This is a genomic window from Clostridium sp. NSJ-145 (assembly GCF_021044725.1).
Lineage (GTDB): Bacteria > Bacillota > Clostridia > Clostridiales > Clostridiaceae > Clostridium > Clostridium disporicum_B.
Window position 1 is genome coordinate 186,498 of sequence record NZ_JAJNOS010000001.1, and the last position, 24,428, is coordinate 210,925.

Annotated in this window: 29 protein-coding genes, 1 tRNA gene and 1 riboswitch; of the genes, 7 read left to right on the forward strand and 23 right to left on the reverse strand. The window is 27.5% G+C overall.

The window, feature by feature from the left end:
- Positions 1 to 54: 54 nt before the first annotated feature.
- On the forward strand, positions 55 to 1,017 hold the full coding sequence (locus LQE93_RS00980) for a hypothetical protein (RefSeq protein ID WP_055264975.1): 963 nt from the start codon (positions 55 to 57) through the stop codon (positions 1,015 to 1,017).
- A gap of 20 nt (positions 1,018 to 1,037) precedes the next feature.
- Here LQE93_RS00980 and LQE93_RS00985 read toward each other — a convergent pair whose 3' ends face one another.
- Complete coding sequence (locus LQE93_RS00985) at positions 1,038 to 2,396, reverse strand: MATE family efflux transporter (protein ID WP_231071654.1); 1,359 nt, start codon at positions 2,394 to 2,396, stop codon at positions 1,038 to 1,040.
- Positions 2,397 to 2,585: 189 nt separating this feature from the next.
- A complete protein-coding gene (gene yaaA / locus LQE93_RS00990; RefSeq protein ID WP_055264971.1) occupies positions 2,586 to 3,356 on the reverse strand; it encodes a peroxide stress protein YaaA in 771 nt (256 codons plus the stop codon).
- A gap of 243 nt (positions 3,357 to 3,599) precedes the next feature.
- On the opposite strand from yaaA, the gene LQE93_RS00995 reads away from it, so the two are divergent.
- Positions 3,600 to 4,331: a phosphatase gene (locus LQE93_RS00995; RefSeq protein ID WP_055264969.1), complete on the forward strand. Its 732-nt coding sequence runs from the start codon at positions 3,600 to 3,602 to the stop codon at positions 4,329 to 4,331.
- Between the two features lie 84 nt (positions 4,332 to 4,415).
- Here the strand turns inward: LQE93_RS00995 and LQE93_RS01000 are convergent, their stop codons facing one another.
- From LQE93_RS01000 to LQE93_RS01020, 5 genes are all read right to left on the reverse strand, one after another.
- Positions 4,416 to 5,456, reverse strand: coding sequence for a M42 family metallopeptidase (locus LQE93_RS01000; protein WP_055264967.1), 1,041 nt, complete (start codon positions 5,454 to 5,456; stop codon positions 4,416 to 4,418).
- 24 nt (positions 5,457 to 5,480) lie between these two features.
- The gene (locus LQE93_RS01005; RefSeq protein ID WP_055264965.1) at positions 5,481 to 6,110 is read right to left on the reverse strand and encodes an isochorismatase family cysteine hydrolase; all 630 of its coding nucleotides are present in this window, start codon (positions 6,108 to 6,110) and stop codon (positions 5,481 to 5,483) included.
- A 122-nt stretch (positions 6,111 to 6,232) separates the two neighbouring features.
- Positions 6,233 to 7,699 (reverse strand): leucyl aminopeptidase, encoded by a 1,467-nt coding sequence (locus LQE93_RS01010; RefSeq protein WP_423230664.1) that lies wholly within the window; start codon positions 7,697 to 7,699, stop codon positions 6,233 to 6,235.
- A gap of 260 nt (positions 7,700 to 7,959) precedes the next feature.
- On the reverse strand, positions 7,960 to 8,397 hold the full coding sequence (locus LQE93_RS01015; RefSeq protein WP_055264961.1) for a DMT family transporter: 438 nt from the start codon (positions 8,395 to 8,397) through the stop codon (positions 7,960 to 7,962).
- 13 nt (positions 8,398 to 8,410) lie between these two features.
- The gene (locus tag LQE93_RS01020; protein ID WP_055264959.1) at positions 8,411 to 8,833 is read right to left on the reverse strand and encodes a DMT family transporter; all 423 of its coding nucleotides are present in this window, start codon (positions 8,831 to 8,833) and stop codon (positions 8,411 to 8,413) included.
- 117 nt (positions 8,834 to 8,950) lie between these two features.
- Between LQE93_RS01020 and LQE93_RS01025 the strand changes: the two genes are divergently transcribed.
- Complete coding sequence (locus tag LQE93_RS01025; protein WP_055264957.1) at positions 8,951 to 9,631, forward strand: cyclic nucleotide-binding domain-containing protein; 681 nt, start codon at positions 8,951 to 8,953, stop codon at positions 9,629 to 9,631.
- A 39-nt stretch (positions 9,632 to 9,670) separates the two neighbouring features.
- Here the strand turns inward: LQE93_RS01025 and mgtE are convergent, their stop codons facing one another.
- The 3 genes from mgtE to LQE93_RS01040 all read right to left on the reverse strand — a co-directional run bounded on the left by mgtE (position 9,671) and on the right by LQE93_RS01040 (position 12,788).
- Positions 9,671 to 11,014, reverse strand: coding sequence for a magnesium transporter (gene mgtE / locus LQE93_RS01030; RefSeq protein ID WP_055264955.1), 1,344 nt, complete (start codon positions 11,012 to 11,014; stop codon positions 9,671 to 9,673).
- Positions 11,015 to 11,206: 192 nt separating this feature from the next.
- Positions 11,207 to 11,368, reverse strand: a riboswitch (M-box (ykoK) riboswitch).
- A gap of 102 nt (positions 11,369 to 11,470) precedes the next feature.
- The gene (locus LQE93_RS01035; RefSeq protein WP_055264953.1) at positions 11,471 to 11,740 is read right to left on the reverse strand and encodes a hypothetical protein; all 270 of its coding nucleotides are present in this window, start codon (positions 11,738 to 11,740) and stop codon (positions 11,471 to 11,473) included.
- 211 nt (positions 11,741 to 11,951) lie between these two features.
- Positions 11,952 to 12,788 carry a deoxyribonuclease IV gene (locus LQE93_RS01040; RefSeq protein ID WP_055264951.1) on the reverse strand — a complete coding sequence of 279 codons (837 nt, stop codon included), beginning with the start codon at positions 12,786 to 12,788 and terminating at the stop codon, positions 11,952 to 11,954.
- A 202-nt stretch (positions 12,789 to 12,990) separates the two neighbouring features.
- Between LQE93_RS01040 and LQE93_RS01045 the strand changes: the two genes are divergently transcribed.
- Positions 12,991 to 13,299 carry a rhodanese-like domain-containing protein gene (locus tag LQE93_RS01045; RefSeq protein WP_055264949.1) on the forward strand — a complete coding sequence of 103 codons (309 nt, stop codon included), beginning with the start codon at positions 12,991 to 12,993 and terminating at the stop codon, positions 13,297 to 13,299.
- Between the two features lie 106 nt (positions 13,300 to 13,405).
- On the opposite strand, the gene LQE93_RS01050 is transcribed toward LQE93_RS01045, so the two are convergent.
- The 4 genes from LQE93_RS01050 to LQE93_RS01065 form a co-directional block, all read right to left on the reverse strand.
- Positions 13,406 to 13,651, reverse strand: coding sequence for a hypothetical protein (locus LQE93_RS01050; RefSeq protein ID WP_055264947.1), 246 nt, complete (start codon positions 13,649 to 13,651; stop codon positions 13,406 to 13,408).
- A 107-nt stretch (positions 13,652 to 13,758) separates the two neighbouring features.
- Positions 13,759 to 14,169, reverse strand: coding sequence for a hypothetical protein (locus tag LQE93_RS01055; protein ID WP_055264945.1), 411 nt, complete (start codon positions 14,167 to 14,169; stop codon positions 13,759 to 13,761).
- Between the two features lie 21 nt (positions 14,170 to 14,190).
- Positions 14,191 to 14,535 carry a hypothetical protein gene (locus LQE93_RS01060; protein ID WP_055264943.1) on the reverse strand — a complete coding sequence of 115 codons (345 nt, stop codon included), beginning with the start codon at positions 14,533 to 14,535 and terminating at the stop codon, positions 14,191 to 14,193.
- 12 nt (positions 14,536 to 14,547) lie between these two features.
- On the reverse strand, positions 14,548 to 15,900 hold the full coding sequence (locus tag LQE93_RS01065) for an FAD-dependent oxidoreductase (RefSeq protein WP_055264941.1): 1,353 nt from the start codon (positions 15,898 to 15,900) through the stop codon (positions 14,548 to 14,550).
- 132 nt (positions 15,901 to 16,032) lie between these two features.
- On the opposite strand from LQE93_RS01065, the gene LQE93_RS01070 reads away from it, so the two are divergent.
- Positions 16,033 to 16,212: a hypothetical protein gene (locus LQE93_RS01070; RefSeq protein ID WP_055264939.1), complete on the forward strand. Its 180-nt coding sequence runs from the start codon at positions 16,033 to 16,035 to the stop codon at positions 16,210 to 16,212.
- Between the two features lie 117 nt (positions 16,213 to 16,329).
- Here the strand turns inward: LQE93_RS01070 and LQE93_RS01075 are convergent, their stop codons facing one another.
- Together LQE93_RS01075 and LQE93_RS01080 are read right to left on the reverse strand one after the other, a co-directional pair.
- A complete protein-coding gene (locus LQE93_RS01075; protein WP_055264937.1) occupies positions 16,330 to 16,710 on the reverse strand; it encodes a hypothetical protein in 381 nt (126 codons plus the stop codon).
- 138 nt (positions 16,711 to 16,848) lie between these two features.
- Positions 16,849 to 17,367 (reverse strand): QueT transporter family protein, encoded by a 519-nt coding sequence (locus LQE93_RS01080; protein WP_055264935.1) that lies wholly within the window; start codon positions 17,365 to 17,367, stop codon positions 16,849 to 16,851.
- Positions 17,368 to 17,676: 309 nt separating this feature from the next.
- Between LQE93_RS01080 and LQE93_RS01085 the strand changes: the two genes are divergently transcribed.
- Positions 17,677 to 17,751, forward strand: a tRNA-Glu gene (locus LQE93_RS01085).
- 77 nt (positions 17,752 to 17,828) lie between these two features.
- Here the strand turns inward: LQE93_RS01085 and LQE93_RS01090 are convergent.
- From LQE93_RS01090 to LQE93_RS01110, 5 genes are read right to left on the reverse strand one after another with little or no spacing between them, the layout of a single operon-like run.
- Entirely contained in the window at positions 17,829 to 19,505 is a 1,677-nt protein-coding gene (locus tag LQE93_RS01090; RefSeq protein WP_055264933.1) for an HD-GYP domain-containing protein, read from the reverse strand.
- 58 nt (positions 19,506 to 19,563) lie between these two features.
- The gene (locus LQE93_RS01095; protein ID WP_231071656.1) at positions 19,564 to 19,689 is read right to left on the reverse strand and encodes a cyclic lactone autoinducer peptide; all 126 of its coding nucleotides are present in this window, start codon (positions 19,687 to 19,689) and stop codon (positions 19,564 to 19,566) included.
- Positions 19,686 to 20,348 carry an accessory gene regulator ArgB-like protein gene (locus LQE93_RS01100; RefSeq protein ID WP_055264929.1) on the reverse strand — a complete coding sequence of 221 codons (663 nt, stop codon included), beginning with the start codon at positions 20,346 to 20,348 and terminating at the stop codon, positions 19,686 to 19,688. The genes LQE93_RS01095 and LQE93_RS01100 overlap by 4 nt, the downstream gene beginning before the upstream one ends.
- Entirely contained in the window at positions 20,341 to 20,808 is a 468-nt protein-coding gene (locus LQE93_RS01105; protein ID WP_055264927.1) for a hypothetical protein, read from the reverse strand. Before LQE93_RS01105 ends, LQE93_RS01100 begins: the two co-directional genes overlap by 8 nt.
- Positions 20,802 to 21,359: a DUF5317 family protein gene (locus LQE93_RS01110; RefSeq protein ID WP_055264925.1), complete on the reverse strand. Its 558-nt coding sequence runs from the start codon at positions 21,357 to 21,359 to the stop codon at positions 20,802 to 20,804. Before LQE93_RS01110 ends, LQE93_RS01105 begins: the two co-directional genes overlap by 7 nt.
- 373 nt (positions 21,360 to 21,732) lie before the next feature.
- On the opposite strand from LQE93_RS01110, the gene LQE93_RS01115 reads away from it, so the two are divergent.
- Entirely contained in the window at positions 21,733 to 22,458 is a 726-nt protein-coding gene (locus LQE93_RS01115) for a tRNA 2-thiocytidine biosynthesis TtcA family protein (protein ID WP_055264923.1), read from the forward strand.
- Between the two features lie 33 nt (positions 22,459 to 22,491).
- On the opposite strand, the gene LQE93_RS01120 is transcribed toward LQE93_RS01115, so the two are convergent.
- Positions 22,492 to 23,676, reverse strand: a complete 1,185-nt coding sequence (locus LQE93_RS01120) for an aspartate aminotransferase family protein (protein ID WP_055264921.1) — start codon at positions 23,674 to 23,676, stop codon at positions 22,492 to 22,494.
- 30 nt (positions 23,677 to 23,706) lie between these two features.
- Positions 23,707 to 24,417, reverse strand: coding sequence for a 2,3,4,5-tetrahydropyridine-2,6-dicarboxylate N-acetyltransferase (gene dapD, locus LQE93_RS01125; protein ID WP_055264919.1), 711 nt, complete (start codon positions 24,415 to 24,417; stop codon positions 23,707 to 23,709).
- Positions 24,418 to 24,428: the final 11 nt, after the last annotated feature.

Sequence of the window (24,428 nt, forward strand, 5' to 3'; positions counted from 1 at the left end):
CACTTGAATTTAAAGAACAGCATAAATTATATAAAAATAATATAGGTGAATATAATGAAAAAATTTATAATTATTACATTATCAATTATTATTATTTTCTTACTTGGATTAAATATTTATATAGTATCAAGTAATGATTCTATTTCTTCAAGTGTAGATAATTTACAATCACGAAAATCTGAAATAGATTCTCTGAATAGTTACAGTACAAATATAATTAATTTAGCTCATATTCAAAAATCTTTTCTATTAACCGGTAGCGAAAACTTTAAAAATCAGTATTCAACTTCTTTAGAATCTGCATATAACACTCTCGACGAACTTTTGTCTAATAGTACTATAACAAACTCCGACAAAGTAGAAATCGTTAATTATTTAAACGACTACGAAAATATAAATAATGACTTTTTTGAAAACCCACCTACTCTACCTTTATCTCAAGAATTAGAGGATAAAGTTTTGAAAAGTGATGAAATCCAAAATAATATACTTGGTAAACTAAGTACTATTATTGCTGCTAAAACTGATTCAACATCTAAAACGTCTTCAAATATAAGCAATTCTATATCATCTCAAAACAACATAGTAAAAGTTTTAAGTAGCTTTTTTACACTCGTCATTTCTGGACCTATTTATTATTTCATAAAGAAATATAAGAATGGCGAGATTACTTTTAACAATATAATAGATACTATAAATGAAGGCGAAAAAATAGTAGATAAATATTCTAATGTCCTAACTTATATAAATATTACTGAAAAAATTAACTCTCAACTTGAAAAAGATTGGCAGGAAGTATATAACTTAGTTACATCTCTACAAAGTTCTATTTCTAATATACGGTCTCAATTATTAAAATTACAACAAAGCGATTCTTACACTTTTAAAGAAAAACTTGAAGAAATAGAAATTCAAGTTTTAGAAATAAAACTACTTGTAAAGCAACTCCCAAATTACCATCAGTTTATAAGTGACTTATCTAAAAACCTAACCAAATGTACTGAAAATAAAAAATAGGCCATATCTCGGCCTATTTTTTATGCAAAATCTCGCGTAAGATTTCTAACCCACTTACCACTAAAAACTCTAATAACACTTATAATTGACTTAATTATCTCATCACTTTTAACTATAAAAAACACCACAGCTACTGGCCAATTTAAAATAAATGCTGCTATAAAGCCTAAAGGTATAGCTACAACCCACATAAATATAATATCGTTTATTAATACAAATTTAGCATCTCCTCCACCTCTAAGTACTCCCATCATAAGGTTTATTCCTAATGACTGGAATATAACAATTATAGATGTTACAGACATTAAGTCGATTGCTATACTTTTTGTTAACTCTGATACATTGTAAAAATCAACTACAAATGGCTTAATTATTTGAATCACTATAGCTGCCATAATTCCCATTAGCACACTTAATACACCTATTGTTCTTGCGTACTCTCTGGCTTTATCATTTTTACCTTCACCAATAGTATTACCTATAATTACTGCAGTAGCATTTGATAGTTCAAAAATAAATACAGTTACAAAATTAAATACAACATTACTTATACTATTTGCTGCAACTGTTTCAGTTCCAAGTCTACCAATTATTATAGATATCATAGTAGATCCACTAGACCAAAGTAATTCATTAAATAAAACTGGCGTACAATTAGCAATATAATCTTTTAATATTACCTTATCTACTTTTAATAAATGTTTTACTTTTAAATTTATCTTATTTTCAAAGAATACCATGAAGCACATTACAATAGTAAATTCAGTTATCCTTGCAATAACTGTGGCAATAGCTGCACCTTTTACTCCTAATGCCGGCGCTCCAAGCTTTCCAAAAATGAATACCCAATTAAAGAAAGCATTAACTACTAGCGATGCAGTGTACACTACTAGTGATATTCTAACTGTTTTAACCGAGCGTAGTATCATAATCGTACAGTTAGTTATTGCATAAAATATGTATCCTATAGCCACTATCCTTAAATAAGCACTTCCTGCTTCAATAACATTAATATCAGAAGTATAAAGCTTTATAAACATACTCGGAATAAACATTGCTATTCCTATAAAAATTGATGTAATTACAATACATACTCTATACATTAATGCCAATATTTTATGTATGCTTTTAACATCACCTTTTCCCCAATATTGTGATATTAAAATATTAGATCCCCCAGCTAGTCCAAACATTAAAACCATAAGAATAAAAAATAAATTATTTCCTATAGCAGCTGCTGATAATTGAATTTCTCCTAACGATCCAAGCATCATTGTATCTATCATACCAACTGCAAAGTTTATTAAATTTTGTACAGCAATCGGCAAAGCTATACTCATAATAAGTTTGTAGAAGTTCTTTTCTTTGCTAATCAACATTTCATTTTCCCCTTTAAATAATTTTCTTTAGTTATTATAATACATATCTTAGTATTTTGCTAAGATTTTCTTAAAGTTTATTTTCATATTTTGAAATTTCAAATATACTTTTGTAATAAAATAAAGCCCTTTTAATTTGTAAAAGAGCTTTAACTGTATCTTTCGTTTTTTTAATAGGATCTTCTTAACCTATCCTCTTGTAAATATAAGTTCTGTATCACTACTAAGTTCGTTATTTAATATATAATTATCTTTATCAAATAGTTTAATATCTTCAACATTAGTAATCTTATTTTTTATAATGTAGTTAACTAATAATCCTCTAGCCTTCTTAGCATATGTTCCTACTACTTTATATTCTTCTCCTTTCTTTTCTTTAAATTCAACATTTATCACTTTGTATACTTTATTTATTTCCTTTAAATCAAGTACTTTGCTATACTCATTAGAAGCTATATTTATAAGAACCTTGTCTCCATAAGATTTTTCTATTTCCTCTAAAATAAATTTAGTTAATTTATCTTCCCAATAATTATATAAATTACGGTAAGTCTTAAATTTAATTTTAGTTCCCATTTCTAATCTATATTCCTTTATCATATCTAACGGTCTAATAATTCCATATAACCCTGATAAAATTCTTAAATTACTTTGAGCAAATTCTAAATCTTTTTTATCAAAACTCTCAGAAGCTATTCCTCTATATACTGCCCCATCAAATGCTAACAATGCTTCTTTGCAAGCTATCTCATCAGTAAAAAATTTTTGATATCTATTATAGTTTTCTTCTGCTAACTTTTCTGACATCTTCATAAGTGAAGCTAACTCATCAATATTATATTTATTTAATACTTCCACCAACTCATTTATTTCATTATTAAAAATCGTATTTGAACTATATCCTGCTTTATTTTCTTTAGTAAAATCTAAAGTTTTTGCAGGAGAAATTATCATTAACATAACATCTCTCCCCTAATTTTTTTAATTATATATTATATTAAACAATAACTATTATCAATTATTTTTTTATTTTAAATATGTTTAAAATAAAACTTATAATATACTCATTATATATTATTCAACAGATGTATATGTTTACTTTGATAACTTTTAAAGTTCTTATAACTTATTATAAGTTGAAATTATTTTTGATTGTTTATATACTACTTATATAATAATACTTTATATACTAAGGAGAAATATATGAACTATTCATCTGATTTGCATACACATACTATTGTAAGTGGTCATGCTTACTCAACATTGCTAGAAAATATAGACCATTGCTCTAAAAACGGAATAAAAATCCTTGGAACATCTGAACATGGTCCAAAAATGCCTGGTGCACCACACTATTGGTACTTTGGAAATCTTAAAGCAGTTCCAAGAGTTATAAATAATGTTACTATCTTAAAAGGATGCGAAGCTAATATATTAGATGTCGATGGTAACTTAGACATGCCAAAAGACTTAACTACATGTCTAGATTATATGATAGCTTCTTTTCATGAACCTCTTTTCCCAATGACTTTATCGAAAGAAGAAAAAACATCTGCTATTTTAAATACTTTAGATAAAAATGAAAAAGTGGAAATTTTAGGGCACCTAGGGAATCCTAATTATGTACTAGACTATGAAACAGTAGTAAAAAAAGCAAAAGAAAAAAATATTATGATTGAAATAAATAACAGTTCTCTTATGGGTTCCTCAAGAAAAGGAAGCGATGTAAACTGTGAAACTATAGCTAGACTTTGTAAAAAACATGGTACTAAAGTCATCTTAACTTCAGATGCTCATATAAACACAGCTATAGGTAACTTTGAAAAAGGCATAGAATTATTTAAAAAAATAGAGATGCCAGAAGAGCTTATTATGAATGATCCTGATAAACTAATAGCTCATCTAAAATCTAAAGGTAGATTATCTGATTTATAATCATATTTCACCAACTATTATAAATATTAAAAATTATCTTTAATAAAAATGGAGTTACTTACGCAACTCCATTTTTTATTATACTTATATAAGATATAATGTCAGAAGCTTTATTGTATTCTCCAACGCTGTGTAATGGGTTCTTTCCATTCCATGTGATGCATGAACTCCTGGTCCTATTAAAGCTCCTCTTATATTATTTCCTGCTTTTAATGCAGCGCCAACGTCTGAACCATACATTGGATATATATCTACCGCATAGCTAATATTATTTTTCTTAGCTAAATTAACCAAATCTGTCACCATATTATAATCATATGGTCCACCAGAATCTTTTGCACATATTGAAACATCATATTCTGTACAACTTAAATCTTCTCCTATACAGCCCATATCCACTGCAATCATCTCTGTAATATCACTTGGAATATATGATGTTCCATGTCCAACCTCTTCATAGTTTGATATTAATATCTTTGTTTTATATTTAGGCGTAATATTTTCTCTATGGAACATTTCTAATAATGCCATTAATGCCGACACACTGCCCTTATCATCTATAAATCTCGATTTAATAAATCCACTTTCAGTTATAGTAGTTTTAGGATCAATAAATACAAAGTCTCCTGGAGCTATTCCTAATGCTTCAACATCACTCTTATCTTTAACAACTTCATCTATTCTTATTTCCATATTATTAGCATCACGCTTTTTAGTTGTAGCATCTTCATATACATGAGCTGCAGGACTTGTGCTTAAAAAAGTACCATCATAAACTTTACCATCTCTAGTTCTAATCTTACAATACTCACCATCTAAAGTTGGTACAATAGGCCCTCCGATTAAAGTGAATCTTAAAGTACCCGACTTAGTTATTGATCTCACCATAGCACCTAAAGTATCTACATGTGCAGATAACCCGATTACTCTTTCATCACTACTTCCTTCAATAGTTATAATTCCTCCACCTTTGTTGTTTCTTTCGAATTTATAACCAAACTCTCCTACAAGTTCTTCTATCTTATCCATTATCTCAAAACAAAAACCTGTCGGTGAATTAAACTCTAGTATCTTCTTTGCTGTAGATAATAAGTAATCTTTATTAACACTATAATTTGTACTCATTTACATTTCCTCCCTAGTAATTTATTAAATAATCTCTGATACTACTTCAATACCATTTGATTTCATATTAGATAAAGCAAATAAGTTCATCTCATCACCTGGATGCCCTGGTATATCAAAAGTTTCAACACAATTAGCTGGAACTAATACCCTCTTGCCTAGATTCATTTGATTAAAATATGTCTTTAATGTTAACGTAAATTGAAGCACACATATATCTGTAACACAACCAACAACAATAAAGTTATCTACTTTGTCAATTATTCCATCTAACCAACTTTTAAATTCTGGTGCATGGAATCCATTAGTACTATTTTTCTTTATAATTCTAATAGTTTCATCTTCACTTACAGATTCTTTTAATCCATCTATCAACTCTTCTTCTTTAGTATTTACAATGCAATGTGATGGATAAGCTTTTAATTCCTCTGCATCTTCATTATGTGAATCAACAAAATAAACTTTACTATATCCTTTAGTTCTATTATTTAATTCTAATAGATTAGTAGACATATTTTTAACTCTAGGAGAAGATAAAATTCCTTCTTCTACAAATCCTACAACCATATCTACCACTATTAAAGCTGTGTTTTCTAAAGGTAATGATTTTAATTCTATAGGTAACAGGTTTAACTCTTCTATTATTTCTTTCAAAACTTTTCCCTCCTACTCTTATAATTTTTCCTTATATTATATATAGTACCAAATTATTATTCTAAGTAAAAGCATCTAAATAAAAATAGGAACTGTATAACACAGTTCCTAAAATACCTATCTTATTTTTTATGACATCCACATGATCCTTTAGCTAAGTAATATAAAGTTCTTACAGGAGTACCTGTACCACCTTTTACTATATACTCACTAATAGGTGCTTTTGTATCTGAAGTTCCTGCTATATCAAGATGAATCCATGGCTTATCTTGTACAAATTCTTTTAAGAACATTCCTGCAACAATTGTACCTGCTCCATTTGGATCTACATTTTTAAGATCTGCTTTTTCTCCTAATATTTGCTTTCTATAATGTTTAAATGTTGGCATTCTCCAGAAAATTTCATCAGTAACATCTGCTGCTCTCATAAAATCATCATAAAAGTCTTCGTCATTAGTCATTAATGCAGTTGTATAATTTCCTAAAGCTACTATCGCTGCTCCTGTTAAAGTAGCTAAATCAATAACCTTTGTTGCTCCTTCTTTTTCAATAATATAAGTTATAGCATCTATAAGTGTTAATCTTCCTTCTGCATCAGTATTTAACACCTCTATAGTCTTTCCAGCCATTGATCCAATAATATCTCCAGGTTTATAAGCTTCTCCAGAAACAAGGTTTTCACAAGCTGCAACTACCGCAACTACATTTTTCTTTAATTTATTTTTTGCTATAGCAGACATAGCCCCAATTACTACTGCTGCACCACCCATATCTCCATTCATTCCAACCATAGAGTTAGATGGTTTTAATGAGTATCCACCTGAATCATATGTAAGACCTTTACCTACTAGTCCTAATACCTCGCTATTTTCATTGTCTCCCATATATCTCATAACTATAAGTCTTGGTTTTCTAGAAGATCCCATACCTACAGATAAGAATGCTTTCATTTCTAAGTCTTTACATTCTTTTTCATCAAATACTTGAACTTCAAAACCAGATTCTGCTCCAATTTTGATAGCTTCATCAGCTAAGCTTTCTGGGTACATAGCATTTGCTGGTTCATTTATAAGGTCCCTAGCCTTAATTACACCATCAACTATATTATTAACTTCTTCTAATCTTTCAGTAGCCTTTGATAACTTTTCAGTTGGAACTCCTGAAATATAAACCTCTGGATTATACTGACTTTTTTGTTCTTTATATTTATCAAAACTATAAAGAGCTAGTCTAACTCCTTCAGTTATCCCTTTTATTCTTCCACCCACACATATCTTATCAGTTCTGAAAAACTCTATACCTATTCTTTCTATTTTTAATTCTTTTGCTTTTTTTGCAGCTTTTGCCATTGCATTTCTTAATACTTCTCCATTTAGAAGTTCTTTTTTTCCTAAGCCAACAAATATCTTATATTTTACTTTTTCCTTCAACTCTGTAATGTAGAATATTTCTCCCTCTTTACCTTTAAATGAAGATATCTTTAATATATTATCTAATTCAGCAGAATTATTTTCTCCATCTTCAAAAGTAGGTATTATTAAACCATCAACAAATTCAAATGATACATCTTTGATACTTATATTCATAATTATTCCTCCTTTATTAATTTGCTATGTTTCTTAATATATTACCATCATTTTTAACCATTTTCTAGTAAAAAGTAGTCATTTTTGAAGTTTTTATAAAAAAAACTATCTTTTTTTATCAAATAATGCTTATCTATATATTTATTATGACCTCCATTACTTTCTACTATGCTTATTAAATTCTCACTGAATATATAGTAACAAAAAAGAGCAACCTTAATTACTATTTAATAGTAATTTGGCTACTCATAACTTCTATTCTTCTATTCTTCTATTTTCTTTTCATCAATTCTAGAGTTATATAAAATCCCTAAAATAATTATTATTGCTCCAATTAACTTACTAAAAGATATCTCAGACATCACAAAAAAATCTATAATTATTCCTGTAATAACTTGTCCAACAAATAATAATAAAGTACTATACACTACAGGTATCTTAGGTATTATTATATTTGATAAATAAACTACACTTACACCTATTGCTCCACCTAAAAAAACATAGAATGGCATCTTTGCAAATGTTTCTGTAGTAACATTTATACTATTTCCTAATACGACTAATACTAAAGTTGAACAAATTAATCCTACAATATAATTTATGCAAGTACTTTGCAGAACTCCAATTTTCTTACCTAAGGATGAATTTACTATCATCGATAATGTAGTTAATATTCCACCTAACATAGCTAAAATAATCATTTACTACTCCTCCTTAAAATACAGTCATAATGACTAACCCTACTAACACAATAGCAAAGCCTATAAGTTTTTTCTTATTAAATCTATATTTATTCATTCCAAATAATCCAAAATGATCTATAAATGATGAGAATATTAACTGTGCAAATACTGCTAGAGAAGTTGTTAATGCAACTCCTATTTTACTTATTGTAATCATATTAACCAAAGTTAATGCCACTCCTATTGCACCGCCAAAAAACATATATATAGGAAGTTTTTCTCTAACTGTAATTTTTGCTCTTTTAATTAACATTATAATAGCTATTGTAAAAAGTCCTACTGTATGTATTATAATCAAAGAATATGTTAATCCCACATTTCCTTCTAAACTCCCATTAAATGAAAGCATAATCGATATAAGTGCACCAATAACTAGTGCTAAAATATTATACATTTATTTTCCTCCTAAACTTATTTATTCTATATATAAGTTACTAAGTCTATCAAATTTATTATAGGACATTTGTCCTTTTTTCTTATAAATAGTATAATTTTTTAGGAGGTAACTTAAATGAAAGAGATAATAAATGCTGAAATTCTTAAACACTACATAAATGAATACTCACTAGCAAAGTATTTGAATAAAAATTTAATAAATTCTTGTAAAATTTATACTTTTGAAAAAAATGAATTTATATGTACATTGAACGAAAAATTAGAGTATATGTATTTCTTAGTGAAAGGAAAAGCGAAAGTTACAACACTACTTTCTTCTGGTCAATCTCTTTTACTATGTTTTAATAATCCATTATCGATAATAGGCGACTTAGAACTATTAGATAATCCTTATGCTGATTGTAATGTAATTACTCTTGAAAACTGTATTTGCTTAGCTATTCCAATATGGTCTATACATAATCATGGATATAATGATCCTCTTTTTTTAAGATTCATCATATCATCACTTGAAAATAAGCTTAGAAATAATTCTATTTATAGCTCCATAAATATTTTATATCCTCTAGAGAATAGATTTGCTAGCTATTTGTTATCAGTTCTTCCTTCTAACTCTACTTCACTTACCATAGAAGGTGTAAATCACATATCTGAACTACTAGGCTCTAGCTATAGACATCTAAATAGGGTTATAAAAACTTTAGTAGATTCACATGTCATTAAAAAGAATAAAAATGAAATCCAAGTTTTGAATCTAAAAAAGCTTGAATCTCTAGCAAAAGATATATATAGATAAAAAACATACGGCTTTTGCAAAGTGCAAAAGCCGTATGTTTTACAATAACTTTTCTACAAAAATTGTTGCTAAACCTAAGAAGAATAAGAATCCAAGTACATCTGTAAATGTTGTTACAAATATTGATGATGCAAGCGCTGGATCAACTTTTAGCTTCTTAAGTACAACTGGTACTACAAATCCTGATATAGTAGCTACTATCATATTTAATATCATAGCTACACCTATTATTAGTCCAAAGAATAACTTTCCTTCCCACAGATATCCTAGTACAGCTATGATAGCACCTATTACTACTCCAGTAACAAGTCCTATTCCTATTTCCTTAAAGAATACTCGTTTCATATTATCAAAATCTAATTCGCCTAATGCAAGTCCTCTTACGATTATTGTTAATGTCTGTGTACCTGCATTTCCACCCATTCCAGTTACTATAGGCATAAATGTTGCTAGTGCTACAATTCTTGAAATAGTCCCTTCAAACATACCAACAACAGCAGATGCTAAAATAGCAGTAAATAAATTTACTATAAGCCAAGGAAGTCTACTCTTAATAGATTCAGATAAAGTCCCACTAATTCTTTCGCCTTCGTCAACTCCTCCTAGACGATGGATATCTTCGGTACTTTCATCTCTTAAAATTTGCATAACATCATCTACTGTAACTATACCTAGTAATCTATTATAATTATCTACTACTGGCATAGTTAAATAACCATACTTTTCAAATCTATGTCCAACTTCTTCCTGATCTAAATCATAAGGTATCCCTTCAACCTTAACATGGATAATATCAGAAATCTTAGTCTCAAAACTGCTAGTTACAACTTCTTTTAATGATACTACACCTTTTAAACGATCTAGTTCGTCTATAACATATAAATCATATATATTTTCAACATCTTCTGTTGTACCTTGAAGATATTTTAAAGTATCTTCTACAGTCATTTCTCCTTTTACTGAAACAAATTCTGTAGCCATTATACCAGCAGCAGTATCAGGTTCATAACTCAATAATTGACGTGTTCTTCTTGCATCTTCTGCTGTCATCTTTGAAAGAATCTTATTTGCCTGTTCTTGACTTAAAATACCTAAAAGGTCTGTTAATTCATCTGAAGACATTTCTTCAATAATATTTTTTTGCTTATTTTCAGAAAACTCAGTTAAAATTTCATATTTTTCTTCATCTTCTGCTTCATCAATAATAGATGCTATACATTTTTCAGATAATCTATTTAATATATCTTTTCTATCTTCTTCATCTTCTCTTAATATATCAAGTATATCTACAGGGTGAATCCCTTCAATATATTTCATTATTCTATCTTGTGGTGCATGAAGCAAAAACTTTCTTAACTCTTCTTTATTCATATTTAATTTCATGGTTAATTCCTCCCTTTAGACAGGAAAAAGACCACTTTCATCAGTGGTATAATGAATCTTAATCCTATCTTTCAAATATTCAATTGTATTTATCCACCTATGGGCCGGATAAGAATCCATTAATACCACCTCCTATTAATTTTCAAATAAAAAAGACTTTTTGCCCCACGACAAAAAGTCCTAAAAACAACTTTTAAATAATCGTAGAGCTTTAGCACTATAAAGCGTAGACTTTTTCAGTCAGCTACATTAAAAATCACCTTTACGATGATTCTTGTTAACCCATTGGAATCTCTAGATTTTTCTGGGCAGCAGCATATTTCTTTATAGGAGCCTCACCTAACAATATTATATCTAATTCTATTATTTATGGTACAAAATATACTTACTCATGTCAATATAAAAGTTGATTTTATATTATTTTTTTTTTACAAATTCTATAATTGTTTTACTTATTCATTCACTTAAATTAGGAAAAATAGGCAAATCAGCAATATTAGTATTTTTTCCTTCTTTGTTGTGTTCTAATTTTCTTTCCTCTTCCCTATCACCTTTAACCCCTTCAATATTTAAATCACTTAAAACTTCTTCATTTGAAGCATCATCATTTATTTTTAAGCCATCAATATTATTGCTTATTCCTAAAGTATAATCATTCGTAAAATTATGAGAAGATAAATTTTCTGTATTTTTTAATGCAATTTTATCAAATATATGTTTTGTCATATTTTTACCCTCCTTTATACTTTTAGTATTCCAATGCTTATTGCAATAATTCAAAATTTTTTATAATTTTAGTAATACTAATGAAATTATTATCAAAGCTAAAAAAGATTACTGATTATTATTTATATGTTTAATTGTAAGTAATTAAATCTAACAAAAAATAATCTAGTTATCAGATATTAATGTCTAATAACTAGATTATTTATTCTCCCTAAACTTCTTCGTAAACACTCTTTAATAATTCTATCTCTTTAGCATATCCATCTAATTCATTAGGTGTTTCTAAAAAGAATGGTAAATGTCTTAACTTAGGGTGATTAATAATTCTTTTTATTCCTTCAAAACCTATAAAACCTTCACCTATTTTTTCATGTCTATCTTTATGGCTTTTAAATGGATTTTTTGAATCATTAAGATGTATTGCTTTTAACTTATCAAGTCCTATTATTCTATCAAATTCATCTAATACTCTATCTAAATCATTAACTATGTCATATCCAGCATCATATACATGACAAGTATCTAAACATACACCCATATGGTCCTTAAGATTTACTCTGCTAATTATTTCTGCTATCTCTTCAAAACTTCTTCCAACTTCAGTTCCCTTACCAGCCATTGTCTCTAACAAAATAGTAGTTGTTTGTTCTGGTTTAATAACTTCATTTAATAAGTCTACAATATAATTAATGCCAACTTCGGCTCCTTGCTTAACATGGCTTCCTGGATGAAAATTATATAAATTATTTGGTATATATTCCATTCTAATTAAATCGTCAGCCATCATTTCTTTAGCAAATTTTCTCGTATTTTCATCAGCTGAACATGCATTTAGTGTGTAAGGCGCATGAGCTAACAATACTCCAAAGTTATTATCATTAGCTAATTTCAAAAATGCATCAATATCCTTTTGATCAATGTCTTTAGCTTTCCCACCTCTAGGATTACGAGTGAAAAATTGAAATGTATTCGCTCCTATTTTCAATGCTTCTTTCCCCATATTTTCAAAACCTTTTGTCGTTGATAAATGACATCCTATTTTAAGCATGTATTTTTCCTCCGTATCAATAAATCATCTAAATTAAATCTAATTTTAATTATATAATTATTATTCTATCTCTTATATTATAATAGTATTTATTTTAATATTTGTAAATAATAATTATTAATTAATAAAGTATTCTATTGCATTTATAATTTATTTTTCTTATAATTTACTTAAATAATTAGATTATCAGCGAGGACTAAAAATGATTAAATCAATTAATAATATATCTGCTTTAAAATTAATAGATGAAACGAAAGATTTACTTATACTAGATGTAAGAAGATTTAGTGAATTTAAAAGTGGTAAAATTCCTAAATCTATAAATATTCCAGTTGATGAACTAGAATATGAATTAGAAGAAATTGAAGAGTATAAAGATAAACCTATCTTAGTATATTGCAAAAGTGGGATACGTAGTAGTGTAGCTTGTTCTCTCCTTGAAGAAGAAGGTTTTTCACATCTATACAATTTAAGAGGTGGAATACTAGATTATACTGGAACTATAGAATAAAAATTAGAGGCCGTTCATTTATTTGAACTGCCTCTAATTTTTTTTGTGTTTTTTTCATCTCATTAATATTATGCTAAATATAATTTAATTTTATCTATACTATTTATTATAATATTTTTTTCAAATTATCTATTCTATATTCTTTGATAACTTTTTCTTTACCTTCTGTAACTATTATCAAACTAGCAATATCACCTTTACAATTAAAAATGCTTCCTTTTGTTTTACTTCCAATTACATTTACTGATGTACCTTTTTTTAAAGGTTTAATTTTATCAGAATTACAAAATTCACATCTTTCATTTGATTGAAATACTCTTCTACATTCTAAACAATAATTTAAAGATTTCATCAACTCTCTCCTTCACATAAAATAATATATCTATATAAATCACATATTAATTTATATGAAGTTGTCTACACTTTTAAAACTATTAATATAACTTATTTATATCATTTTTATTTTATAAGCTTTGTAATCTCATTATAAGATTCAGGTATAGTAAAAATTATATTTTCATCTATTCTAAGTTTACATTCTGTTTTACTTTCTTGAATTTGATTTAAATATAATGAATTTGATTTTATCTCTTTAAATTTTGTCGGTGCTAAACTTATGTTAAAATACTCACCTTTCATACCTGTAATTTTAACAACATTACTGTTATTCCCACTTTTAACCTTTAAACTTATAATATTATTGCCTTTAAGCATTACTTTATCTGTTGGATAATACTCAACATCAATTATTCCAGTTAAAGTTATAAACCCTCCACTTATTTTCTCTCTCCATAACATACTAATTTCATATTTATTGCATAAATCTGAAAGTAACTTTCCTAATTCATGCGTTGATAACATATATTCCATTCCAAATCTCTCCTATTTACTTTATCTAAAAACTTGCGGCTTCGCAGTATGATTAATATAGTTAACAGCTCTCATCTTAAATCTTTCTACCTCATCCAATTTATAAAAATGTAATAAATCAGATATTAAAAATAATGAATTCATTATTGAATATCTAAGATTATTTACTTGATCTATTCCTGCTCCAGTTTCAACAATTTCATCACTTTTAAACTTTAATACTTCAATATCATTCAACATTCTATCAAACTTACTAATTACTTCTTCCTTGTTTGTACCCTTAATATCATTAGAAATTAATTCATTTAAATATGTAATTAATTCATTATTTAATATTGAAAATTGTTCATATGTATTTAACATCATACATGTACCTCACTAACTATCTATCCCTTGTGGAAACTTAAAAATATTCAAAGGATCATATTTACTTTTTATCTTCTTAAGCTTAGATAAATTTTCTCCAAAATACTCTTCCTTATAATTCTCTAATTCTAACAATGGAAAGTTTATAAAAGAACCTTTAGTAATATTTTTTATATAACTAAACTTATCTAAAAACCATCTCTTATTTAATGGGGCATATTTTGCTTCTTCCCATACAGATTGGAATCCCATAATAAATTTTGCATCTCTATAATTAAAAGCTGTCTTATCATTTTTAAAATCTAGAACAGCTCCACCTAGTCCATAAAATGTAATAGCTGTATATATAGCTCCTTCTGCTCTATCTTCTATTAAATTTATTAATTCTTTGATTTCATTTTTTGAGTACTCTTTATATACAAATCTTCCTGATGATTTATAACTCTCATAATCCGGATGACTATCTTGTATTTTTCTGTTAGCCTCCAAAACAGTTCCATACTCCATTTTAAGTAATAAATTCGTCGAAGCTTTTTTTAATGGTTCCAGTATTTCATTAGCTTCTTTTTTATCACCATATAATAAAGCAGTAAATTTCACACCTTTACCGTTTTCCTTAGAATTATAAATACTTAGCTTTCCATTAAATCTTTTATCTAAATTTTTATACATTTCCTGCCAAGTACTTATCAATTCAACAGCTTCATCAATATCACAATTATTAAAATCTCCATTAATTAACGTGGCCATTTCTATTTTTTTAGGTAAAGCAAATTTCATTGATATAACAACACCAAAATTCCCTCCACCAGCTCCTCTACAAGCCCAAAATAAATCTTCATTTTCTTTCTCATTTACGGTTAATATTTCACCATTATAGTTAACTAACTCTAACTCTATAAGTGTATCACACGATAAACCAAATAATCTTGTAGAATATCCCCAGCCGCCTCCAAGAATTAACCCTGAAACGCCAACTGTTGGACAACCTCCACCTGGAAAAGGATAACCTTTATTACCTAAAGCCTCATAAATCTCTCTATTTCTTACTCCTCCACCTAATTTAACATATCCTCTATCTTCATCTATGCAAATACTATTAATTTTACTAACATCAATCACTAACAAATCATTTCCTGTTGAAAAACCTTCATAATTATGACATCCAGATCTTATTCTAAAAGATATCTCATTCTTTCTAGCCCATTTAATTGCATTAGATACATCTTCTTTATTATTACAATAATTGATTATATAAGGATATTTCTCTATAGCCCTATTCCAGCATTTTCTACTTTCCTCATACTCAAAATCATCTTTTGTAATAACATCTCCAGTTAGCATAGAATAATCATAGTTATACATTTATTCACCTCAATTTTTCTATAAAATATTCTTTTACATATATAATAATATATTTATTAATTTTTTTATAGTATAAAATAATTATAATTTATTAATAATAATTACAAGAACTAAATTAAAGGAGTATTTTATATGTCTAAAATGAAAAAGATAAACGATCTTACTGATGTACAACTCAAATCTTGTACAAGTCATGCTAAGCCTTCTAAAGAACCTAATGATGGTTATTTTATAGAAAAAAATCCTAATGACAGTTTTTCCTGCGAAGGTACAGTACGCTACGGAGAAGAACAGGATGTTGATGATTTATAAATAACCTTATTTGTAACTTAACAAAAAATGCTGAAGAAATATTACACTTTTTAGTGTTTATATATTTTCTCTTCAGCATTATTTTAATTCAATTAAATAACTTTAATTTTATATTTATTAAGATTTATTGACTTTTGATATCTGTATCTTTTTAGCTACTACTTGTGGAGGAATTGATTTAGTCATTGCTTTATCTAATTTAGCAAATATTAAGTCCCCAACGCAAACTTCCTTTTCCACTTTCTCTTGATTTCCACATTCATTTCCTAGTATTTCAGTTTCTTCAGTAACTATTAAAATTAATTCTTCTTCGTATACTGAGCATCCTTTAATATATCCTTTTGCTTTAACTCTAACACTATTTTCTTTTTCATCTTTTATGACTTCTGAAACCTTTCCCATAAAAATAGGTGATTTCTCTTTATTACTTGCAAAAGTAGAAAACGATAAAGATAATATAAGTACTAATGTAATTACTAAAACTCTTTTAAGTTTCATTTTTATTTCTCCTTTGTAAAAATTAATATTTTATAAAGTTATTTTCTCTCAATTTACTATGTAATATTCCTTTAATTTTCTATATTGTATATAAAAAAGAGATATGAAAACTTTCACATCTCTTGGTTTCAATTATATTTATATATTCTTAGCTAATCCTAATTTTAAAAAATATCTTCCGTACTTCTTTGCAAGTAATGAACCCAAAGGAACCCCTATCACTGTAACAACAATAAATTCTCCAAATGCTACTTGAAGCATTGTTATAAGCATTGGTACATTTATAGTTATATGAAGCATCCAACCAATTATTAATCCATTAAATATTGTTGGCCAAATTGATGAAACTAACAATGATACCTTAATATTCTTTATAGTATTTTTAGTCCAGTATATAACAACACAACTCATAAATGTTGCTAAAGAACCAAAAACTACATCCATTATTCCATATCCACCTAATATATTAGATAATAGACATCCTAAAGTTAGTCCTAAAATATATAAAGGATCAACAAAGGCTAATAATACCATAATTTCTGATAATCTGAATTGAACTGGGCCAAAACTTATTGGTGCTAATATTAAAGTTAATACAGCGTACAGAGCAGCAATAACTCCTGTTACTACAATTCTTTTAGTTAAATTTTGATTCATTTTTATTTCCCCCTATTTCTTAAATAGAGCCTCTTAACTTGAAAATAATAAAGGCTATAGATTTATAAAAATCTATAGCCTCAGTTACAAACAAGCATAAGTAAATAAACAATGTATAAATATTCTTATACATCTTATTTAACCTAGTTTTATTTATAGACAGGAGGCTTTCGAACTGTCTTCTATTAAATTTATCTCGTTTATTATAATTTAATAACGCATTAAAATCAAGATATATATCACAATTATTTTTCATACTTTATGAATATTTTGCCATAAAGCGGTAATATTATATAAAGAAAGAAATGTGGCTTGTTGGTCAAGAGGTAAAGACATCACCCTCTCACGGTGAAATCAGGGGTTCGATTCCCCTACAAGTCACCACTTTATATAATTAAAACTTACTACATAAAAAAGAACCCATCTTCATCTAAAACATTTTGCTTAGATGGAGGTGGGTTTTATAAAAATGCAACATTACTTTCTATTACCTCAATAAAAGCTTTTGCAATTTCCGGGTCAAATTGTTCACCACTACATTTTCTTAATTCCTCAATACCTTCCTCGTAACTTTTTCTTCTATTATAAGGTCTATTAGAAGTCATAGCATCGAAACTATCTACAACAGTTAGCACTCTTGCTAAATAAGGAATATTCTCTCCACTTAATCCATCTGGATATCCTTTTCCATCATATCTTTCATGATGATGTTTTATAAGCGGAATTACATCCTTAAGAGATTCAACAGATTTTATAATCTCTACTCCATTCTCTGGATGCTGCTTTAACTCTTCCCATTCTTCCTTTTCTAGCTTCATTCTCTTAACCAATATTTCCTTAGCTATATTTATCTTACCAATATCATGCATATATGCACCATATATTAAATTACTTTTATCAACATCAGAAAGATTAAGCTTGTCTGCCAAAAGTCTGCTATATATAACTACTCTTTCAACATGACTATATGTATATCTATCCTTTGCATTAATTATACTAATTAATGTTTTAATAGATGTTACAAGTTCAATATCTTTATCATCAATATTTTTCTTTAAATCATCCAATATTGATATATACGTTTCTACTCTATTTTTATTAAAGAATTTTGCTCTATATAAAGCATCATCAGCACTTTTAATAAGCTCAACTTCATCCTTAGCTTTATCCGGGAAAACAGAAACTCCTATTGAAGTTGTTATTTTACCTTTCGGCTGATTTTCTTCCCCTTCAAAATATGTTTCTTCTACATTTGCTCTTATTCTTTCTGCTATTTCTAAAGCTTCTTTTTCAGTAGTATCATCTAAAATAACAGCAAATTCTTCTCCACCATATCTTGCAACAATATCTTCTTCTCTCACCGAATTAGAAACAATAGCAGCTAATTCTTTAAGAATATTATCACCTTTCTGATGACCGTATAAATCATTGTAATGTTTAAAATAATCTATATCTATAAAGATCATGGATACAGGTTTACTTTCCTTTCTCCCAATCTCAACTTTCTCTTTTAATTTATCTTGAAAATATCTATGATTATATACATTAGTAAGACCATCATAATTAACCATATTCTCAAGTTTTTTTATATGCTCACCTTCAATTTTAACATAAAACCCTAAAGGCCAAGCTGTCAACATAAAAATTCCGACTAATATTAAATCATTTTCAAAATACCAATTTACTCCACTACCTTGAAACATTAATAAATCCATCATCAATATAATTATCGACGAAATTACAGCAACAATTAGCCCCTTTTTCATTCCTGATTGTATAGTCGTAGTAATTATTATAAATAAGTAAAGAAATTTATATTGACTCTCATAACTTCCTGAAATAAAAATTATAATTGAAAATATTAAAATAAATATAATTTTTTCTATTTCACCAATCAATATACTATGCTTATTTTTTATCCTATTTATTGTTGAGAATGTCCAAATAAAGTATATTAGTAATAATAACAATAAAGGTAAAAATAAACTCAAATTAGAATAGATTCCCCCTGGAAAACTAAACATTAAGCTATCATCTGTAAAAAAGTATTTACATAGAATTATACCACTTAATAAAAGTGATGCTAATTTAACAATTGATACTATTTCATTTACTTGTTTCCTCTTATCATTTTGCATAAATTATCCCTCGTAATAATTAAAGTGAGGCTGAACTACAGCCTCAAGCCTTTAAATTTTATTCATCTCTTAGACAAGCTGGTTCTTCTGGTTGGTACCATCCCCAAATACAAGCAGATGTTGCTACTACTGATGCTACTAAAGTTGCTATAGTCGCTATTCCCATTAATATCTTCTTTTTCATTCCCTACACCTCCCTTCATATAAAACTCTCATTAATCTCTTATCAATTTCTCCTAAAATTTTATGTCCTATTTGGGTTAATGAAAATATCTGCCATATTATACTTAAATAAATACACATAGTGTATACAGCAAATTCACTATTTCCGCCTAATTTCAACGCTATTATATTTAGTATAGATATAAATAAATAGATAGTTAAAATTATAATTGAATTTTTCTTCAATCTTGTTCTTTTTTCTTTTTTACGAATAGGCTTTGAGACACTATCGACTGGTGCTAGCTTATATATCAAATAATAAGAATATGTAAATATTATGACTCCAAGGAAAATAATTAAATCTACATTTATATTTATACTTTTACTTATTAACGCTATAATAATAGTCGCAAATGTCCCTATTATTAAGCATATTCCAGGTTCACTAGCATGAATCCCCCCTGAATTTTTTCTTAAAATTGATGTAACAAAAGATACGATTAAAGCCTCTATAGTAACGTTGAAAATTGCTCCAAAAACAACTACACATAAAAGTGATAATGTTATTTGAATAAAAGCAAAAATCCCATACTTAACTACATCTTTTTTTTCACACTCCAAATTAACTTCTTTTGTTATTATTTCAGTGATTGCTTCAGCTATACTATCAACACTAAACATAGCTTAATTTATTCCTTTTACTTAAATATGTGTAGTAACCAATAACAATTACCCCAAAAATTATCAATGAAGGTAATCCTAATATTATTTTTAATTTTGAATCCTGAAACATATTTTGTAACTCTTCTCCATAAATACTACTAAGTATAAGAACACTTATTCCTTCTAAAACAAACAAAAATACTGTAGTAATTATTGTTGATTTTATTGCATTAACCATATTTATTTTATTAATACTAGTAGCAATTACAGTTAATATAATAATATTTAAAATTGTATGTACTCCATAATTTATAGGTAACATTCTTATTATAAACACACTTATCCCTAATAAAAAACTTGCCATTAAGTATTTCTTCTTTTCTATTTTTACCTTTGAGAAAGTATATGCTGCAAACATAAATATAAAAGCTTCTGGTATTAATCTTGCAATAAATTCAAATATTGGAACTTTTAACATTTTAATTCCTCCTTAGTTTGTACATTAATTTTTCTTATAGAGTTAAATATTATTAAAAATACAAATATTCTTATCAATACATCTCCAATACTAAGTATACTGTACCCTAAATCTATGTAATCGGTTAGTATCTTAAATTTAGTCGCCTCGCTGCCTAATATATGCAGATTATCTACTAAATTCAAAGTATCTTTATTAACATATCCTGTAAGACATGATATTGTAGGATAGACTGGCATAAATCCTCCATTAGCTTTAATAACAATATCATTAAGCAAACCTCCTAATAGCGTAAAAACTGCTCCTATTATAGCACTCCAATATATTTCATATTTAAAAACTAAAAACAAGTATGAACATAAATATGCAGATTTCATCACTCCCATATATCTAATCGCTTCATAATTTTCTAAAAATATCATAGCTTGTCCGATTAAATACAGAAGCTCTAACAAAATAGTTGGATATATTGTCCACGTTTTAAATAAAGGTTTTATATCAAAGCCCTTGATTTTCGAAACAATAAATGCTATCAAAATTGTTTCAATCATATTTCCCCCTAAAACCGAATTTTACATATAACTTTTTTAATTATCTAATTTCTGTAAAGTTTTTTATATATTTAAATACTTTAATTATATTATAGTACTAATTAAATATTTTTTCCATATTTTTCGTATTATTTCGCTATTTTTGTTTGTATTTCATAGAAATAACAAAAAAATCACCAACTATATAATTTAATGGTGCTTTTTGTATATTTATTATTCTTTTTTAATAACAAACTCTTCATCTTAATTATTAAGTATAAAGATACTATTATCACTATCTTCAATATTTGTTAAAATTAATTCTATTTGTACAATAGTCTATTCTCTGATAAAATATGTACAGATTAAACAATACTGAGAGGAGTAGTTCTATATGCAAAAGTTATTAAGCAAAACAAGACAAGCTATAAATGATTTTAATATGATAAGCGATGGTGATAAGATTGCTGTTGGTCTTTCAGGTGGAAAAGATTCCGTTACTCTTCTTCATATCCTAAAAAATTATCAAAAGTTTTCTCCTCAAAAATTTGATTTGATAGCTATAACTTTAAATCCTGGAGATGTGGACAATGGTCCTCTACATACATTATGCAAAAAAATAAATGTTCCTTTTTACGAAATTCAAACTGACATAGCTAAAATCGTTTTTGATATTAAAAATGAAAAAAATCCTTGCTCTTTATGTGCAAAATTGAGACGTGGTGCATTAAATGATGCAGCCATGAAACTTGGCTGTACTAAGGTTGCATTAGGACATCATAAAGATGATGCAGTAGAAACCTTTGTTATGACTATGTTTTATGAAGGTAGAGTAAACTGTTTTGCTCCAAAATCATATATGGAAAAATTTAATCTTACAATAATTAGACCCATGGTTTATATAGATGAATATATGATAAAAAAGGCTGTTAAAGATTATAATTACCCAATTATAAAGAATCCTTGTCCTGCTGATGGACATACTAAAAGACAAGAGGTTAAGGATTTAATAAAAAATCTAAACAGCACTTTTCCTAATCTTAAAAATAAACTCTTTTCTGCTTTAAATAATTCAGATCAATTATATATATGGAATAAGGACGAAATTAAAAAAATATAAAAATACCTGGCGGTAAACTTCCGCCAGGTATTTTTATATGAAGCTTTTTAATACTTCTCTAAATTTTTCTAAAAACTCATTAATCTCACTATTACTTATACAAAGGGATGGTAATAATCTAATAATAGTTTTGTTAGTCACGTTTAATAGTAATCTATTATCTAGAGCACAATCTCTTATTGCTATAGCATTTTCTCCTACATCTATACCTATCATCATTCCCCTACCTCTAATTTCTTTAATTAATGTTGGGAATTCTTCTTTAATATTTTCTAGCTCATTTAAAAGATAATTACTTTTTTCCTTTACCTCTTTTAATAAATCTGTATTTACTATTTTATCTAAAACGTACGCCCCAGCTGCACAAGCTACTGGATTCCCTCCAAAGGTACTTCCATGGTCTCCAACCTTTAACACTTCCTCTAATTTTTCATTAACTAACATTGCACCTAAAGGTAATCCTCCACCTATAGATTTTGCTAATGTAACTATATCAGGAGTAATATTGTATTTTTCAAAAGCAAATAAATCTCCACTTCTTCCTATACCAGTTTGAATTTCATCTATGACAATTAGAAAGTTATGCGTCTTTGACAACTTTACTAATTCATTCATAAACTCTTGAGATACTTCTACTATTCCACCTTCACCTTGAATTACCTCTAAGAAAACTGCACAAGTATTTTCACTTACTTTCTCTCTTAAAGACTCTATATTATTAAATTCAAAATAATTTACTCCAGAAAGTAAAGGCTTAAAATCGTTTTGATACTTTTCTTGACCTGTTAGTGTTAATCCTCCATAAGTTCTTCCATGAAATGAATTTAACGCAGATAATATCTCAATTTTATTATCATTAATCTTTCTTCCATATTTTCTACATAATTTTATTGCTGCTTCATTAGCCTCTGTCCCTGAATTTGAAAAATATACTTTTGATGCAAAAGAATTATCTACTAATAGTTTAGCTAAATTTACTGTTGGCTCTGAAACAAAGTAATTAGATAAATGAATATACTTATCTACTTGATTTTTTATTACATTAGCAATTTCTTTGTCATACCCTAAATTGTTAACAGATATGCCACTATACATATCTAAATATTTATTATTATTCTTATCATATAGATATACTCCATCTGCTCTTTCCACTTCTAAATTTAATCTATTATAAAGATTTAATATATACTTTTTGTCATTATCATGCAAAGTCCCCATTTTTCTGCCCCCTTATGGTGTAAAAGATATTTATCTTAAATCTTCTAAAATTCTAGTCTTATCTGCAGTCTTATCATCTTTTTCCTTAATTACCTTTGCAGGAGTTCCTGCTACAACAGTATTAGGTTCAACATCATTGATAACGACTGATCCTGCAGCTACTACTGCTCCCTTACCTATTCTAACACCTTCTAATATAACTGCATTTGCACCTATCATAGCATAATCTTCTACTATTACTGGAGTTTTACTTGGTGGTTCTAATACACCTGCTATTACAGCACCTGCACCAACGTGAACATTTTTACCGATAGTTCCTCTAGCTCCTACTACTGCATTCATATCAATCATTGTATTTTCCCCTATTTCAGCACCAATATTAATAACTGCTCCCATCATTATTACAGCATTTTTCCCAATACTTACTCTATCTCTAATTAGTGCTCCTGGTTCAATTCTAGCTTGAATATTCTTCATATCTAATAGTGGTATAGCTGAATTTCTTCTATCATTTTCTAATTCATAATATTCTATTTTATCTTCATTATTTTCTAATATTTCCTCTATTACTTCATATTCACCAAAGACTATTCTTGAATCTCCACATCCAAAAACTTTACAATTTGAAAAGTTTATATTATCCATGTCTCCTTTTATGTATAATTTTACCGGAGTAACTTTCTTTGCATCCTTTATAAATCTAGCAATTTCATATGGATCTGTAAAATTATTATTATTCATATTTTTTCTTC

Coding starts and splice junctions, on each gene's coding strand:
- LQE93_RS00980 (WP_055264975.1), top strand. CDS start 55: ATGAAAAAATTTATAATTATTACATTATCAATTATTATTATTTTCTTA.
- LQE93_RS00985 (WP_231071654.1), bottom strand. CDS start 2,396: ATGTTGATTAGCAAAGAAAAGAACTTCTACAAACTTATTATGAGTATA.
- yaaA (WP_055264971.1), bottom strand. CDS start 3,356: ATGTTAATGATAATTTCTCCTGCAAAAACTTTAGATTTTACTAAAGAA.
- LQE93_RS00995 (WP_055264969.1), top strand. CDS start 3,600: ATGAACTATTCATCTGATTTGCATACACATACTATTGTAAGTGGTCAT.
- LQE93_RS01000 (WP_055264967.1), bottom strand. CDS start 5,456: ATGAGTACAAATTATAGTGTTAATAAAGATTACTTATTATCTACAGCA.
- LQE93_RS01015 (WP_055264961.1), bottom strand. CDS start 8,397: ATGATTATTTTAGCTATGTTAGGTGGAATATTAACTACATTATCGATG.
- LQE93_RS01020 (WP_055264959.1), bottom strand. CDS start 8,833: ATGTATAATATTTTAGCACTAGTTATTGGTGCACTTATATCGATTATG.
- LQE93_RS01025 (WP_055264957.1), top strand. CDS start 8,951: ATGAAAGAGATAATAAATGCTGAAATTCTTAAACACTACATAAATGAA.
- mgtE (WP_055264955.1), bottom strand. CDS start 11,014: ATGAAATTAAATATGAATAAAGAAGAGTTAAGAAAGTTTTTGCTTCAT.
- LQE93_RS01035 (WP_055264953.1), bottom strand. CDS start 11,740: ATGACAAAACATATATTTGATAAAATTGCATTAAAAAATACAGAAAAT.
- LQE93_RS01040 (WP_055264951.1), bottom strand. CDS start 12,788: ATGCTTAAAATAGGATGTCATTTATCAACGACAAAAGGTTTTGAAAAT.
- LQE93_RS01045 (WP_055264949.1), top strand. CDS start 12,991: ATGATTAAATCAATTAATAATATATCTGCTTTAAAATTAATAGATGAA.
- LQE93_RS01050 (WP_055264947.1), bottom strand. CDS start 13,651: ATGAAATCTTTAAATTATTGTTTAGAATGTAGAAGAGTATTTCAATCA.
- LQE93_RS01055 (WP_055264945.1), bottom strand. CDS start 14,169: ATGGAATATATGTTATCAACGCATGAATTAGGAAAGTTACTTTCAGAT.
- LQE93_RS01060 (WP_055264943.1), bottom strand. CDS start 14,535: ATGATGTTAAATACATATGAACAATTTTCAATATTAAATAATGAATTA.
- LQE93_RS01065 (WP_055264941.1), bottom strand. CDS start 15,900: ATGTATAACTATGATTATTCTATGCTAACTGGAGATGTTATTACAAAA.
- LQE93_RS01070 (WP_055264939.1), top strand. CDS start 16,033: ATGTCTAAAATGAAAAAGATAAACGATCTTACTGATGTACAACTCAAA.
- LQE93_RS01075 (WP_055264937.1), bottom strand. CDS start 16,710: ATGAAACTTAAAAGAGTTTTAGTAATTACATTAGTACTTATATTATCT.
- LQE93_RS01080 (WP_055264935.1), bottom strand. CDS start 17,367: ATGAATCAAAATTTAACTAAAAGAATTGTAGTAACAGGAGTTATTGCT.
- LQE93_RS01090 (WP_055264933.1), bottom strand. CDS start 19,505: ATGCAAAATGATAAGAGGAAACAAGTAAATGAAATAGTATCAATTGTT.
- LQE93_RS01095 (WP_231071656.1), bottom strand. CDS start 19,689: ATGAAAAAGAAGATATTAATGGGAATAGCGACTATAGCAACTTTAGTA.
- LQE93_RS01100 (WP_055264929.1), bottom strand. CDS start 20,348: ATGTTTAGTGTTGATAGTATAGCTGAAGCAATCACTGAAATAATAACA.
- LQE93_RS01105 (WP_055264927.1), bottom strand. CDS start 20,808: ATGTTAAAAGTTCCAATATTTGAATTTATTGCAAGATTAATACCAGAA.
- LQE93_RS01110 (WP_055264925.1), bottom strand. CDS start 21,359: ATGATTGAAACAATTTTGATAGCATTTATTGTTTCGAAAATCAAGGGC.
- LQE93_RS01115 (WP_055264923.1), top strand. CDS start 21,733: ATGCAAAAGTTATTAAGCAAAACAAGACAAGCTATAAATGATTTTAAT.
- LQE93_RS01120 (WP_055264921.1), bottom strand. CDS start 23,676: ATGGGGACTTTGCATGATAATGACAAAAAGTATATATTAAATCTTTAT.
- dapD (WP_055264919.1), bottom strand. CDS start 24,417: ATGAATAATAATAATTTTACAGATCCATATGAAATTGCTAGATTTATA.